The 15,080-nt window shown below is 44.4% G+C and carries 17 protein-coding genes; all 17 read left to right on the top strand.

The window, feature by feature from the left end:
* Positions 1-37: 37 nt before the first annotated feature.
* Positions 38-721, top strand: coding sequence for a hypothetical protein (locus tag FGL37_RS11875; protein ID WP_028070528.1), 684 nt, complete (start codon positions 38-40; stop codon positions 719-721).
* Positions 705-1,361 (top strand): hypothetical protein, encoded by a 657-nt coding sequence (locus tag FGL37_RS11880; RefSeq protein WP_051607013.1) that lies wholly within the window; start codon positions 705-707, stop codon positions 1,359-1,361. Before FGL37_RS11875 ends, FGL37_RS11880 begins: the two co-directional genes overlap by 17 nt.
* Entirely contained in the window at positions 1,354-2,004 is a 651-nt protein-coding gene (locus FGL37_RS11885; protein WP_051607011.1) for a hypothetical protein, read from the top strand. Before FGL37_RS11880 ends, FGL37_RS11885 begins: the two co-directional genes overlap by 8 nt.
* A gap of 11 nt (positions 2,005-2,015) precedes the next feature.
* Positions 2,016-3,209 carry a conjugative transposon protein TraJ gene (gene traJ / locus FGL37_RS11890; protein ID WP_028070526.1) on the top strand — a complete coding sequence of 398 codons (1,194 nt, stop codon included), beginning with the start codon at positions 2,016-2,018 and terminating at the stop codon, positions 3,207-3,209.
* A 29-nt stretch (positions 3,210-3,238) separates the two neighbouring features.
* Positions 3,239-3,841 (top strand): conjugative transposon protein TraK, encoded by a 603-nt coding sequence (traK, locus tag FGL37_RS11895; RefSeq protein WP_028070525.1) that lies wholly within the window; start codon positions 3,239-3,241, stop codon positions 3,839-3,841.
* Positions 3,842-3,846: 5 nt separating this feature from the next.
* Positions 3,847-4,020, top strand: a complete 174-nt coding sequence (locus FGL37_RS25375; RefSeq protein WP_160169506.1) for a hypothetical protein — start codon at positions 3,847-3,849, stop codon at positions 4,018-4,020.
* 13 nt (positions 4,021-4,033) lie between these two features.
* Positions 4,034-5,086, top strand: a complete 1,053-nt coding sequence (gene traM / locus FGL37_RS11900) for a conjugative transposon protein TraM (protein WP_028070524.1) — start codon at positions 4,034-4,036, stop codon at positions 5,084-5,086.
* A gap of 43 nt (positions 5,087-5,129) precedes the next feature.
* The gene (locus FGL37_RS11905) at positions 5,130-6,119 is read left to right on the top strand and encodes a hypothetical protein (protein WP_028070523.1); all 990 of its coding nucleotides are present in this window, start codon (positions 5,130-5,132) and stop codon (positions 6,117-6,119) included.
* Positions 6,120-6,224: 105 nt separating this feature from the next.
* Positions 6,225-6,665 carry a hypothetical protein gene (locus tag FGL37_RS11910; RefSeq protein WP_028070522.1) on the top strand — a complete coding sequence of 147 codons (441 nt, stop codon included), beginning with the start codon at positions 6,225-6,227 and terminating at the stop codon, positions 6,663-6,665.
* Between the two features lie 576 nt (positions 6,666-7,241).
* A complete protein-coding gene (locus FGL37_RS11915; protein ID WP_028070521.1) occupies positions 7,242-7,760 on the top strand; it encodes a hypothetical protein in 519 nt (172 codons plus the stop codon).
* Between the two features lie 52 nt (positions 7,761-7,812).
* Entirely contained in the window at positions 7,813-8,295 is a 483-nt protein-coding gene (locus tag FGL37_RS11920) for a molecular chaperone DnaJ (protein WP_081817906.1), read from the top strand.
* A gap of 380 nt (positions 8,296-8,675) precedes the next feature.
* Complete coding sequence (locus FGL37_RS11925; RefSeq protein ID WP_037533669.1) at positions 8,676-9,137, top strand: JAB domain-containing protein; 462 nt, start codon at positions 8,676-8,678, stop codon at positions 9,135-9,137.
* Between the two features lie 519 nt (positions 9,138-9,656).
* Positions 9,657-10,253 (top strand): DUF6624 domain-containing protein, encoded by a 597-nt coding sequence (locus FGL37_RS11930; protein WP_028070519.1) that lies wholly within the window; start codon positions 9,657-9,659, stop codon positions 10,251-10,253.
* A 298-nt stretch (positions 10,254-10,551) separates the two neighbouring features.
* Positions 10,552-11,718 carry a helix-turn-helix domain-containing protein gene (locus FGL37_RS11935; RefSeq protein ID WP_037533667.1) on the top strand — a complete coding sequence of 389 codons (1,167 nt, stop codon included), beginning with the start codon at positions 10,552-10,554 and terminating at the stop codon, positions 11,716-11,718.
* A 131-nt stretch (positions 11,719-11,849) separates the two neighbouring features.
* The gene (locus tag FGL37_RS11940) at positions 11,850-13,007 is read left to right on the top strand and encodes a helix-turn-helix domain-containing protein (RefSeq protein ID WP_037533665.1); all 1,158 of its coding nucleotides are present in this window, start codon (positions 11,850-11,852) and stop codon (positions 13,005-13,007) included.
* A gap of 249 nt (positions 13,008-13,256) precedes the next feature.
* A complete protein-coding gene (locus FGL37_RS11945) occupies positions 13,257-13,682 on the top strand; it encodes a hypothetical protein (RefSeq protein WP_037533663.1) in 426 nt (141 codons plus the stop codon).
* A gap of 372 nt (positions 13,683-14,054) precedes the next feature.
* Positions 14,055-15,041: a 3-keto-disaccharide hydrolase gene (locus tag FGL37_RS11950; protein WP_081817905.1), complete on the top strand. Its 987-nt coding sequence runs from the start codon at positions 14,055-14,057 to the stop codon at positions 15,039-15,041.
* Positions 15,042-15,080: the final 39 nt, after the last annotated feature.

The raw sequence follows: 15,080 nt of genomic DNA on the forward strand, positions 1-15,080 counted from the left end.
GGGGTTCTTGAATGCAATTAAAAAACAAGTTAAGAATATGAAAAACTACATGGTTATACTCCCATTGAGTGCAATGACGCTTTGCGTGGCATTGCCACAGGGAGCCAACGCCCAAGTGGCGATTGCGCAAGTGATAAAAGCAGGTGTAAAGCGTGTCATCAAAGCCGTTGACCTTAAAGTACAGCGTTTGCAGAACCGCACGATTTGGTTACAGAACGCACAGAAAACGCTTGAAAATCAACTTTCCAAACTAAAGCTCGGCGAAATAGCCGATTGGACCGAAAAGCAAAGAGACCTGTACGAACGCTATTACAGGGAACTGTGGGAGGTCAAATCAGCCATTACCTACATCAAGCGGGTACGGGAGCTTGTAGAAAGCCAATCCCTATTGGTCGAGGAATACCAATGGGCATGGGGGCTGTTCACCAAAGACAGCCATTTTTCACCCGACGAACTTGAAAACATGAAAAGGATCTATACGGGGATTTTGGAGGAGAGCATCAAGAACGTGGACGAGATTCTAATCGTGGTCAACAGCTTCGGTACGCAGATGTCCGACGCATCACGCTTGGAAATCATCAACAAGGCTACCGACAGGATTAACGGAAACCTCAATGACCTAAAGAGGTTCAACCGCCAAAATATCGGAGTAAGCCTACAAAGAGCAAACTCATTGGACGAAGTATCACGGTTAAAGAAACTATATGGAATCGAACAATAAGAAAATAAGGGCATGGAGGGTGCTGTTGCCCCTTATGCTTACAGCTATGCTCGCCCCAAATTTTCTGTCAGCACAGACTTTCAGCGAGTTTTTCAAGCAAAAGAGCACGCAGAAAAAATACCTCTTGGAGCAGATTGTGGCATTGCGGACATACGCTTCTATGGCAAAGAAAGGCTACGACATTGCTCGGGATGGACTGAACACCGTCAAAGGAATCACAAACGGGGAATTTGGGTTGCATGACCTATTCTTTAGTAACCTACAAAGTATCAATCCCATTGTGAGAAACAACCCGAAGATAGCCGAGATATTGGCGATGCAACGTACCACCGCAAGGCTACTCGACAACCTGCGCTATCCCGAACAGCTTGGACAGGAACAGCGGGATTATCTGATGACCATCAAGCGAAATCTTATCAAGCAGTGCGAGCGAGATATGGACGAACTCCTGTTGGTCACATCTGCCAACATGACGAGCATGGACGATGCAAGCCGATTGGAGAAGCTCAGCACGATACACCGTGAAGCGACCGACAAGATGCTGTTCGCAAGATGGCTTGCCGAGGAACTCGAAACGTGGCGCATGGTATCGGAAAGCGAGGACAGCTCACTACAAAAACTAAGGAGGTTATATGATTGACAGGATTAAAAGAGCATTCCTGTACGGAATGTTAGCCGTATTCCCATTGTTCGGGATTACAGAAGTACGAGCGCAGTCACAGGAGATACAGCAGTTGCTGTTGAACGTGGAGAAGTTGAGCCAGCTCAAGAACATCTTGCAGGACATGAAAAAAGGCTACGATGTATTGACCGGTGGCTACAATGCAGTAAGGGATATTGCAAGGGGCAATTTTTCCATCCATGACGTTTTCCTTGACGGATTGATGCAGGTCAACCCCGCCATCAAGAAGTACCACAGGGTAGCCGACATCATTGCCCTGCAAAAAAATATCATGGACGACTACGGTCGGGCAAAGAGACTGTTTCGGTCATCGGGTAATTTCTCCGTGAATGAAATTGATTATATGCTCTCTGTTTATGGCAATATCACAAGCAGAAGCCTACGCAACATCGAGGAACTGTTGATGGTCATTACCGCTTCCAATCTTAGGATGAGCGACGACGAAAGGTTAAGCTATATCGACAAGCTCTACGCCAAGACACAGGAAATGTCCGCTTTTGTCCGCTACTTCAACGACGAGGCACGGATGCTTGGACTTATGCGGGAGAACGAAAAGCGGGAGGTGCAAGGGTTGGAAACTATGTTGAGGACAAGGAAATGAAAGGAGGAAAAATGAAAAAGACCATCAGTTTATTACCCATAGTCACGCTGTTTATTGTCTTTCCTATTATCGGAAACGCACAGGATATAAACAGCACACTAACAGGAATGCAAGGCGTGCTTGATAATATCTACAACGAGATGTTGCCCCTTAGCAGTCGCCTTATCGACGTAGCCCGTGGCATTGCGGGATTTGGCGCACTTTGGTACATCGCCGTCCGTGTATGGCGACAGCTTGCATCAGCCGAACCCATCGACTTTTACCCATTGTTGCGCCCCTTTGCGCTCGGACTTGCCATCATCCTGTTTCCCGCTGTCCTTTCCTTGCTCAACTCCGTACTAAGCCCGACCGTCTCCGCTACCTCGGCTATGGTCGATAACAGCAATAAGGCGATAGAAGTGCTGTTGAAACAGAAAGAGAATGCCGTCAAAAAATCAAAGCAATGGCAGATATATGTTGGCGAAGACGGTACAGGCAACAGGGAAGAATGGTACAAGTACAAATATCCCGAGGATAACAAAGGGTCTGAAGACCGTTGGCTGAAAGGGATTTCCAACGATATACAGTTTTGGATGGAAAAACAGTCCTACAACTTTAGGAACTCGATAAAAGCGTGGCTAAAAGAGGTACTCGAAGTGGTCTACCTCGGCGCATCCCTCTGTATCAATACGCTCCGAACGTTTTTCCTCATCGTGCTTGCCATCGTCTTTCCGTTGGTGCTCGGTTTCTCGGTATATGACGGATTCCAAGACACCTTGACCAACTTCATTGCAAGGTATGTCAACATATACCTGTGGTTGCCCATTGCGAACATCTTCGGGAGCATACTCGGGAAGATACAGGAGAATATGATACGGCTCGATATTTCACAGATTGAGAGCGGTGGCGACACCTTTTTCAGCAGTACGGACACCGCCTATCTCGTGTTCTTGCTCATCGGGATAGTTGGCTTTTTCTCCGTTCCCAACGTAGCGGGGTATATCATACAAGCAGGTGGACACAATACACTTCTGCAACGTGTCAATACCACGGTAATCACAGGTGGACAGGCAATAATGGGGCAAGCCCAACAAGGTTCGGCAACAGGAACGGAATCGGTCAGAGCAGTAGGTGGAAATTACTCCGAATTGGGAAAACAGCTTTACAGTAGCCTAAAGGGCAATAGCAATGACAAGAGCAAGGCGGACACCAACAAGAAAGAATAAGAATCAAGGACGAATAAAATTAAGATACCATGTTTAGACAGTTGAGAAATATAGAAACGGCTTTTCGGCACGTGAGGACATTCAGTTTGCTGTTTTTGGTCGCCTGTGCCGTGGTCAGCATATACGCCATATTCACCGCATATCGGATGGTCAGCGAAGAAAGGGAACGTATTTACATCCTATCCAACGGAAAGGCACTCGAAGCGTTCAGCGAGGGAAGAACGGAAAACCTGCCTGTGGAACTGCGCAACCATATCGGCAATTTCCACCGACACTTTTTCACGCTCGACCCCGATGAAAAAGTGATACAGGCAAACATGGCTAAGGCTTTCAATTTAGCCGACATCAGCGCAAAAAGGGCGCATGACAACCTGCGGGAACAGGGTTTTTACGCCAACATCATATCGGCGAACATATCCACACGGATTGAGATAGACAGTATTTCGCTCCAGACGGACAGGACACCGTACAGGTTTACCTGTTATGCCACGCAGACCATCATTCGGAGTACATCCACTGTTAGGCGACACCTAATCACGAAAGGTGAAATCCGAAACGTGAGCAGGAGCGACAACAATCCCCACGGATTCCTTATCCAACGGTGGGAAACGGTCATGAACGAAAACAAATAAAGAAGATGAAAAGGACAAAAAGGGCATTGGAGACCCAACAGCGAAAAATGGCAGATTGGCTCAACAGACGGACGGAAAATCTCCCGAAAAAGAGGGCTAAAGGATTGCTCTTCGCATTCTGTCTCGTGGTCGGTCTGCATTGTGTCTATCTGATAGTAAATGCAATAGTTAACATTTAAAAAAGCAATAATTATGGAACAACGCAAAAAGAAAGCACTATTGGTGCTACCGTTAATCTTCGTGCCTATCATGGCGTTAATATTCTATGCCCTCGGCGGTGGCAGGGGAACGGTACAGGACACGCCCCAAACGACAGGCATCAACACGGCATTGCCCGACGCCTCGTTTCGGAAAGACGAAGCGACCGACAAGGCTTCCCTTTACAGGATGAACCAAAATGAAACAGACCCCGAGGATGTTGGGGAAGAAATCACGGAAGACTTCGGGTTTGATGACAGCACGGAATTGGAGGAACGCACCGCCCAAATCAGCGAAAAACTCGACATGATTGAAAAGAGGTTGCAAGAACCCGAGGTGGACAGGCGTACAATATCTGGGCAAAGGGCAAGCGGTATGACACTCTCCGAAGTGCATCCGCTCAACACATCCTTGCAGGACGATGTGGACAGGTTGGAACAGCTAATGAAGAATATGCAGGAGGACAGCACGCCCGACCCCGAAACCGAGCAACTGAACGATATGTTGAGGAATATCCTTGATATACAGCATCCCGAACGTGTTGCCAACCGTGAACGGATGTTGTCCGATTCGCTTACCGTAGACAGCGTGTTTAGGGCAATACCCGCAACCGTACTCGACAAGAAAAGGGTTGTACAGGGAGCGACTGTTAGACTGCGCCTTGAAGACACCGTAACCATTGATGGATTTAACATACCCAGAGGACATGAAGTATTCGGCATCGCAAGGATTGCCAACCAACGCCTTTTGGTCAATGTGACCAATATACGGCTCGGTACGTCCATTATCCCTGTCAACTTCGCCGTGTACGGACTTGACGGTATCGAGGGCTTGGACGCTCCCGAAGCGGTAATCAGCGAAACGGCAAACATGGGTGCGGACAGGGCAATAAGCGGTATCGGACTTTATGGTCTCGACAATTCATTGACCACACAGTTAGCAGGTGCGGGAATAGACGCTGCACGAAGTGCGGTGAGCAAAAGACTGCGGAAGATAAAAGTAAGGATAAAGGCGGGTGAACAGGTTCTACTGCGCATCAAAAGATGACACCCCGCACTTTAAATTTTGTAAACAATAAAAGCAATATGCCATGAATTTAAGTAATCTCGAAGACAGACAGTACGAAATGGAAGCATTGGGTTTCTCAAAGGAATCCACTGCAAAAATGCAGGAACTGATGGAAAAGAACGTTCCGGAGTTTAAACTCTACGAATCCAAACAGACCCCAAAGGGAATCGTTGATTATCGTCTCCATTACAAGAAATCGGCTCAATCGGATTTTTACTACTTCAACAAATTCGATGTGACCGTGGACAGAAACAGACTCCGTACACCCGAATCCAAATACATGGTCATCACCCCAACGGAGGGAGATAAAAGTCTTGTGCGGAAGTTTGACACCCCATACGAAGCAATTGAGTATTTCAAGCAACAGCCGAACAGCGAGCTTGCCATCGGCAAGGATGTAAGGAGCAGGACGAAACTTGCACAGATTGAAAACTCGAAAATGATTTATACAGAACGTTCGTTCCGTCAAACGTACAGCCAACCCCCATTACCGCAGACCTTTTACATTGATAACGGGAAAGGCTTTAGCAAAGAACAGGCGGGCAATCTCATGTTGGGGAATGCCGTGTACCGTGATGACCTGTTGAACTTTCAAGGCGTTGGCTACCAAGCATGGGTAACGCTCAATTTCAACAAGGAGCGGGACAGGTACGGTAACTATCCGATGAACCAGTACAATGACCCTGCCTATGGTTTTGACCTCAACGAAACGCTTGAAAAATTCCGTATCAAGGAAATGGAAAAACCCGAAACCGCCAAGAAATTGGAAGCAAGTGTACGCAATGGAAATATGCCAATGGTCACGGTAGAGAATCAGAATAACGAAACCCAAAAGGTACGCCTTGAAGTTGCCGTGCGTTTTAGAAACCTCAATTTCTTTCGGGAGGACGGCAAACCTGTAATGCGTGAGCAGTTTCTCAAAGAGGGTCAAGACCTATCGCAGTCAAGGGCAAACGCTATGGGGCTTGGACAGAACCAAAACGAAGCAAGGACAGCAAGAATGGCAAGATAACCGCCCAATCCCTCAAAGGACATCGGAAACCAACCGATGTCCTTTTTTGTTTAACCGATACCAAATAGGTATATTTGTATATAACCATTAACAGGAGAAGCCGTTATGATAAACATAAAAACACTATCCTGCACATCCCTTTCCCTCATACTTATGTACGCCTGTACATCGGGAAACAACGGTGCTGATTTACAAAAAGAGGTAACAGGGCTGTACGCTTCGGAAAGCGAAAACACCTTTGACTATTTTAAGGACACATTGGAAATCAAAGCCAATCAAGACGGCAAACTCGATGTGACCGTTATAGCGAATTGGTCTTCGGCTAAAGAGGATGATCCTCAGAGACCCACCAATAAAGTAGCGGGCGAATGGAACAACCACGGCAAGGGCGAAACATTGGTAGGTGAACTACAAGCGAGTGATACCACCATTAGGATTGCTCACCCGATGTACAATACCGTGGATATTCTAAAGGTAGACCTTGAAGCAGGTACGTTGGAATACCCCACGAAAGACGGAGCGGTCGTTTACCAAAAAGTTAGATAGGTTTTCCCATGAACTAAGCCCCATTTTTCCGAATTGGCTTCCCATTTCCCCAAGCCGAGCGGTCTTCCTATTGCCTGATTTCCCCGCCAACTTAACCGAATCTCCAACCTGCCTATTTCCTAATCTTTTCACTCTTCAACCCGTTTATTTCCCAACCAAGTTTACACCTGTTTTTCACCCAAATTTCTACCCACCCGTCTCTATCTGATACCTCTTTATTATCAGCGTTAGGCGAATTTCCTTTGGCCTTTTCGTTAGCAAATTTCCCCTAAATCCCCCAGTCGTCAAGCCCAAGCCCCAAGGGGTTTGTTCAAAAAAAATCTTCCTTTCGCACCTCGGTCGCACACTCCCTCGGCACGAAAGAGTATTTTTTTCTCCAAAGCCTTGCCTTACTGTGGGATTATAAGGAGCGGTCTTCTAACAAAAAGCCAGAGGGCTGTGCCCTTGGTTTTCGCTTAAAAAATTTGGACATGAAAAATTTTGGAAAAACACAGTTTGCAACACGTGCGCCCCCGCTGATAGCCTACTTATCGAAACTTATTTACAATACATTTTTTACACATAAATTTTAATATCATGAAAACGACAGCAATCAATAACAGGAACACAAAAGCGGTAGCTAATGGAAGTGCAAACAACGGCACGGCAAAAACGGCAGGAAGTACCGCCACAGCCAAAGCGGAAAAACAGGAGGTAAAAACCGAAGTAGCCGAAAAGGAAACCACAGCAAAGGCGACCGCCACCGAGCAGAAAGCAACCCCAACAGAACAACAAGATACAAAGGTTAAATTCCCCCCAAATCTTGAGCAGACTTTACAGGTTGTTGCAGACCTGCACCGCAAGAAAGTACAGCGTGACCGACTATTAGAAACTATTGCCAACTTGGATAAATTCGAGGTTGAAATAAAGGACGACGCAGACGAAACCGATAGTAATTATTATCAAGGGTGTACAATCACCATCGAGGACGACAACCGTAATAAGTTTGTAACCAAAAATCCGGTTATCATCAAATCCGTTGCACTTTTCGTTAAAACGATGTGCCTTGATAGGCTTGCCGAAATCGAAGCAAACATAACATTGCCGACAGTTTAACCCCTTTTGTTTCACTTAGCCCCCTTTACGGGGGGCTTAATTTACTATTGTTATGATGTATTTTAACGACTGCAAAACGCTTGACGAGGTTAAACAACTTTACAAAAAGTTGGCGATGGACAACCACCCCGACCGAGGCGGAGACACCGAGACCATGCAGAAAATTAACCAGGAATACGCCTTTGTAAGTGCGAAGATTATCAAGGGCGAGAACCTCAACAGCGAGGAAACCGAGCAGAAAATCAAGTTTTCCGAGGAATACAGGGAAGTAATCGAAAAGATTGCCCACCTGCCATATATCAAAATCGAATTGGTCGGCTTTTGGATTTGGGTAACAGGCAATACAAAGCCCATACGCAAATTGCTAAGGGAAGCAGGTTTGTTTTTCGCCAAGAAAAAACAGGCTTGGTATTACCGTAGCGATATGTTTAAAGTCAGAAAGGGCAGTAATATGTCTTTGGACGAAATCAAAGTAAAATATGGGTGCGAGGTCATCAAGCCCAACAGTCGCAAGACCATACGACAGGCACAATAAAGCAATAGGCGATTTTGAACATCGCCTATTGCTTTATTGTGTTACACGTGACAAAGGCATTTTTTTGCGCGCGGCCCTTGCGGGCAAAAAGTGCTTTGTAACCGTTTTTTATGTCCTAAGATTATCCGCTCATTAGGAACAGACCAAGATTTTCGATGTGTTTTAGGGGTACAATTAATTAACCAACAATTTACCTCGCCAGTTTGACACACCCCATCGCTCAGCCCGACCGCACCCAATAAAAAACTGCACAAAATGGGTATCCACTCGTTCCGAGCGGAGCCTCCCATTTTCCGCAGTTTTTTCTTTTGCTTAGTCAAACTTGGCTCGTATCCGCATTGGCGTTAATTAATTTTTTATTTTTTTAAATCAAATACGCCATGAAAAAGAACGAGTTTATCGCAAATGAATTATGTCTTTCTTACAGACGAAATCCAGAACTTTCTGTTTCGGATTTTACCGAAATACACTCTTCAAGTGATTTGGAAGTAGCATTTAGACAGGTCTGGAATATAGACGAAATCGAGGTGAGGGAAAGTTTTTATGCTCTTTATCTCGACAATAAATTGGATGTAGTTGGATATTACAGGATAGCAGATGGCGGTATAGATGCCGTTGCAGTCGATATTAAACTGATAATCAAATGTGCTTTGTTATCCAACGCAACAGCGGTGGCAGTTGCCCATAACCATCCATCGGGAATTTTAAGACCGAGCAATGCGGATAAAGCAGTAACCACAAGACTCCAAACAGCTTGCGCTATCATGGATTTACGGCTGTTAGACCATATTATCCTAACTGATTGTGATTACTATTCATTTAAAGATAGAGGGGATATATAAATCCCCTTTATCTTTATGAAACTTTTTGAATAGCTCATAATTGAGTTATTCTTCCTCTTTAATTTTGGCAATTTCCGCTAAAAGTTCCTCAAGGTGTTCTAACAGACTCCCATGACCCCGACATAAAAGCTCTAACGAAAGTTAGGGCTTTTTTTGTTTCTAAGCAGGAAGAGGACCTACGACCTTTTAAAGGATTATGAGGTTCGAACCGAAGGAGGCTCAGGGTTGTAGTTTGGGTGACGCGGGGCTGAGCCAATCCTGCCACCCCGACATAAAAGCTCTAACGAAAGTTAGGGCTTTTTTTGTTTCTAAGCAGGAAGAGGACCTGCGACCTTTTATGGTTTATGAGGTTTGAACCGAAGGAGGCTCAGGAGACCCAGTCGGTGCAGGTAAGCCCAAAAATGAGGCGAGTTCGGTATATTTGTTTACAACAGCATCATACTTTACCTTTTATTCAGAAGCTATGATGATAGGATACAGCTAATACAATACCAAATATAGGGGAAGCAACGTGATCAAATGGACTATAGAAGCATAGCAAAAAAAATAATTGAGCTCAAAGATGCGGATTTAGCATTGAGGAGCGAACTTGTTCAAAGGGGACAATTGAGCGACGGTTATAACGCACAGATGCAACAGCTGCACAATCATAATGCGACTGAATTAAACAATATCGTAGAGATAATCGGCTATCCGACCATCGATAAAGTTGGTCAAGAGGCCAGTGAAGCAGCTTGGCTGGTCATACAGCATTCTATTGAAAAGCCTGAATTTATGAGAAAGTGTCTCAAGCTATTGGAAACCGCTGTGGAGGAAAACAAAGCCGAATCGAAAAATTTAGCTTATCTAACCGACCGAATATTAGTTTTTGAGGGTAAACTACAGCTCTATGGAACGCAGTTTGACTGGGATGAAAAAGGTGACTTAAGTCCAAACCCCTTTGACAGCTTGGTTAAAGTAAATAAGAGAAGGAAGTCAATAGGACTTAATACATTGGAAGAACAGACGGAGAGTATAAGGGAACGGGCGAAGAACGAAAGACAATTGCCGCCGCCGGATTTTGAAAAAAGGAAACTGGAAGTTGAAGAATGGGAAAGAAAAGTGGGTTGGAGATAAATGTATTCTTTGCGCTTGATTAGTCGTAAAGAACGCCTGTACCTATGTGTGGCTTATGTTACAAAGGTGCCGTCTTATAAGATGGGACGATGCGCATGTGAGGTTTACGCAATTTTGAAAGCAACCTTCAATAAAATGCTGGTCTACTGGCCTTGATTTTACGCGGAGATTTCAATTTGATAAATAAACGAAAAGAGAGTATATTGCTGATGTCCAATGTTTGTAAAAATGATTTTTAGAAAATAAGTGCAGACTCAAAATCAGCTGCTTTATTACAATTTATGCTAACTAATTCCCTATGACCTCAATCTGGCATATCATTTATATCGGTGGTGTTTTTATGGCCCTGTTTCTTTTCATTCTATTAATCAGTAAACCGAAGAAAAGCGCTGCGGATATGATTTTGAGCACTTGGCTTTTTTTCGCTTTTTTTGATTTGATCTTGGTTGGACTGTATGGGTCTGGGGAAATACTGAAAATGCCGAAACTTTTTGGATGGGAAATGCCCTTTCCCTATTTACATAGTCCTTTCTTATATCTGTATATTCTGTTTGCGACCGGACAGCAGCGGCATACATGGCGTTATCTCCTGCATTTCATTCCTGCTGTGATTGTAGCGGTTATATTGGCTTTTGTGTTACCGGACGCGGTCGCAGAATATAAAGGGAAATATTACATGTTGCGGGAATATGATACTTTCATCTGGATTATGATGTTGGGTTTTATGATCTCGGGGATCGTATATATAATCCTTTCACTAATGTTGTTGCGTCGGCATAGACAGAATATTGTCGGACAATTTTCCAATACGGAAAAAATTACCCTCAACTGGATGCGCTATCTTATTTTTGGTATTGGTGCAATCTGGATTGTCGTCATTATCGAGGGGAGCCCAGAGCTATTTTTTGTGGTCATCACGTTATTCATTTTTTTCTTCGGTTATTTTGGTGTACAACAGGTAGGAATTTTTTCGCATGCGTCATCGGTACATGAGGTGGTACCGCTGCGGGAACTGGAAGCAGTGGATGAAATACGATATGACGAGGCTACCCCAGAACCCGCTGAAAAAGTCAAATATGAAAAGACGAGGCTGGCGGAATCTGAGGCTTCGCTCATCCATGGGAAACTGAATGCGCTGATGAAGGAACAAAAATGCTACCAGGATCCCGAGTTAACTTTGGGGGACTTAGCCAAGATCCTCGAGGTGCATCCCGTTATACTTTCGCAGGTCATCAATTCCAGAGAACAAAAGTCCTTTTATGATTATGTCAATACCTATAGGGTTGAGACCTTTAAGGAATTGTTGTTACGACCCGACAGCAGGCAATATACGATGCTGTCATTGGCCTTAGAGTGCGGCTTCAACTCGAAGACCAGTTTTAACCGGAACTTTAAGAAGATAACACAGATGTCCCCCAGTGCCTATGCAAAAGAGCTCGATGTTCAATTAAAAGCAGAGGGTTAAATGTTGCAGGCAATGATAAATCAAGCTTCTTCAACTAATAAAAGCTGGGTAGGTCAAAAGATTCACAATATGCCAGCAGCCGGGCCTTCATTGGTATTGGTTGGCGTTATTTTTGTTGTAGCTGCCTGACTATGACATCAGTTTGGCAGATAATTTACGTCGGGGGACTGTCCATTACGCTCTTTTTGTGCATTATGATTGTCAGTAAGCGTCAAAAATCAGTGGCTGATCGGATTTTATGTGCATGGTTCTTTTTTGCATGTATCCATTTGGCTTTTATAGGTTGGTACGCTTCGGGATTAGCACTCAAAAATCCGCAGTTCATTCTATGGCAGTTGCCATTCCCATTTTTACATGGGCCTTTCCTTTATTTATACATTTTATTTCTGAGCGCACAGCAGCGTTACCGATGGCGTTATTTACTCCATTTTATTCCTGCGCTTCTCGTCGTTGTGATGTTAACTTTTGTGCTCCCAGATGTATTTACACCAGTGGGGGCCGGCATAAAGATATTGCCGCAATTTGAAGCTTTTTTCCAAATCTTGGTCGTAGCGATCATACTTTCGGGCCTGACCTATGTGATGCTGTCGCTTCGGCTGCTGCATGCACATCGCCGCAACATAATTGGTCAGCTGTCGAATACCGACCGTATTACGCTAAACTGGATCCGGTATCTGATCTTTGGTATGAGTGCAATATGGGTAGTGGTCATTTTCTCCGATTCACCACAGGCATTATATACCGTTGTTGCACTATTCATTTTTTTTATCGGTTATTTTGGTATCCGTCAGGTAGGTGTCTTCTCGAATTTATCCGCAGCACATGAAGTATACGCTCCAGCCTTACTAAAGCAAAGCTGGCAAAATACCGATCCTGCTCTACCAGCTGAAAAATCGAAATATGAAAAAACGAGACTGAAGGAATCAGATGCTTCGCTCATCCATGGGCAACTGAAGTCTCTGATGAAAGAACAAAAATGTTATCAGGATCCGGAGCTAACTTTAGGTGATTTAGCTAAAAGATTGAATCTGCATCCCGTGATACTGTCGCAGGTAATCAACTCGAAGGAAGGAAAATCCTTTTACGATTATGTGAATAGCCATCGGGTCGAAGCCTTTAAGGAACTGTTGTTGGATCCCAAAAACCAGCAGTTTACTTTGCTATCGTTAGCCTTCGACTGTGGTTTTAATTCGAAGACCAGCTTCAACCGGAATTTTAAGAAGATTACCCAGATGTCTCCCAGTGCCTATGCAAAAACACAGCAGTTTACGTTAATATCGAAAGATTGAATTATCCGCAGATCTTTTTATCGTCAATATACTGTTCATCTTCCTGTTTTTTAATGCCCTGTTATTTGTTTAAACGATCTCGTTGCTGCTACAAAAAGGTATCACCTTATAAGATAGGGCGTCAGACATGCGTGGCTTCTCTATTTTTGGATACTCGTGTGTCAATGGCGGAAGAAATTCTGCTGTTCAGATGAGCGAAGGGTGAACTCTTCGAAAGGAACAAATCATATTAAAATTAAAAAACAGAACATGAAAAATCGAAGTATTAAAAGCGGTGTAAAGACAGGTATATTAGCGATTGCTTTTTTGAGTTTTGCAGTCGGCTGTTCTAAGGATGACGACAATGTGCCCAAACCAGTGGAAGATATCCAAGCAGCTATCGGGACGTTTAAAGGGACCATTCATGTCGCAGGGCGAGATTATTACAATGCCATCGTTATGGTGACAAAAGAGGGGGACGACCTTGTTAAAGTCGCCGCTAAATCCGGAGAGCTATATAGCGCTGTGACGCCTAAAGTATTCAAAGTGCAGAATATTTCCAATATTCATATCTCCTATTCTGGAGGGCCCTCGGGTTCATTTACCTATCTTCTGGATACCAAATCCTTGGTTGTCTCCACGGAAAAAGAAGCTGCGGCCGACGTCAGCTTTAATTTTGAAGGTACTAAACAGTAGTAATGCGTTTTCTGGTGGAGGCTGGTATAAAGCCACACGCCGTATCCAGAGGGGTTAATTAATAAATTGGATCAGCTGTGTCTATGGCTCAGCTGGTTTATTTTTTATCGGTATCAATCGATGCTCAATCAACCTTCACTTTTGCTCACTCAGCTCAGCTTTTCTTTTTGTTGGTCGCCAGATGTAACGTGAGGGTAGCTTTTGCCTTTTTTAACATTCAGACCTTGTATACCAGCGACGAAACAGTTAAATTGCTTAACATTTATTTCAATAGGATATAAACATAAATCATATGGAGCGCTCATATTTGTTCAGCATACCGGATGGATACTACAGATCGCTTCATTACCTTTAAAATTAAATTATAGAAAGATGAGAAGAAATACTGCTTTTCTGTTAGGGGTTTTGGCTGCGTGTACGCTGCCACAAATTGTCGTTGCAAAGTCACCGACCGGGGCACCTGTTCATTATGCTCAGGAAGTCGATGGAAAAGAACTTATCGGAAGGTGGGATATCGAGGTTGATGTCAATGGTACTCCGGCACCTTCTTGGCTGGAAGTAAAATTGTCCGGTTTCAAAACTTTAGTGGGTCATTATGTAAGTACTTCAGGAAGTGCGCGTCCTGTTTCGCAGGTTTTCTTTGAAAACGGTAAGTTCAGATTTGCTATTCCGCCGCAATGGGAAAGCGGAAAGATGAATCTAAGTGTAGAAGGGGAGGTTGTTAATGGTGTCTTACAAGGAACCATAACGGAACCTGACGGAAAGACACACCGTTTTAAGGGAGTGCGTGCGCCAGAGTTGAAAAGAGCAGGTACGGTAAAATGGGGGAAACCCATACAGCTGTTTAATGGTAAAGATCTTACGGGTTGGAAAGCTACAGGCAAAACAAACCAGTGGATCGTAAAGAATGGTGTCCTGACCAGCCCACAGTCGGGTTCCAATCTGGTTTCAGAACAGAAGTTTGAAGATTTTAAATTGCATGTCGAGTTTAAAATTCCATCAGGAAGCAATAGTGGTGTGTATTTAAGAGGGCGGTACGAAGTTCAGATTGAGGACAGTCCGAAAGATGCGCATCCAAGCTCGGTATTGTTTGCCGGAGTTTATGGGTTTCTTGCCGCAAACGAGATGGTCAACAAGGGAGCCGATCAATGGCAGACTTATGACATTACGCTTGTGGGCAGATTGGTTACTGTCGTTGCCAATGGTAAGACGGTCATCAGCAATCAGGAGATCCCGGGCATTACGGGCGGAGCGTTGGATAGCCGGGAGGCTGAACCCGGACCAATTTATTTTCAAGGTGATCATGGACCGGTTGAATTCCGGAAGGTGGTCATAACACCAGCGGTCAAAAATAACTGATTTACATCGCAAAGAGACTGTCTGTTGGGCGGTCTCTTT

The organism is Sphingobacterium thalpophilum (assembly GCF_901482695.1).
Lineage (GTDB): Bacteria > Bacteroidota > Bacteroidia > Sphingobacteriales > Sphingobacteriaceae > Sphingobacterium > Sphingobacterium thalpophilum.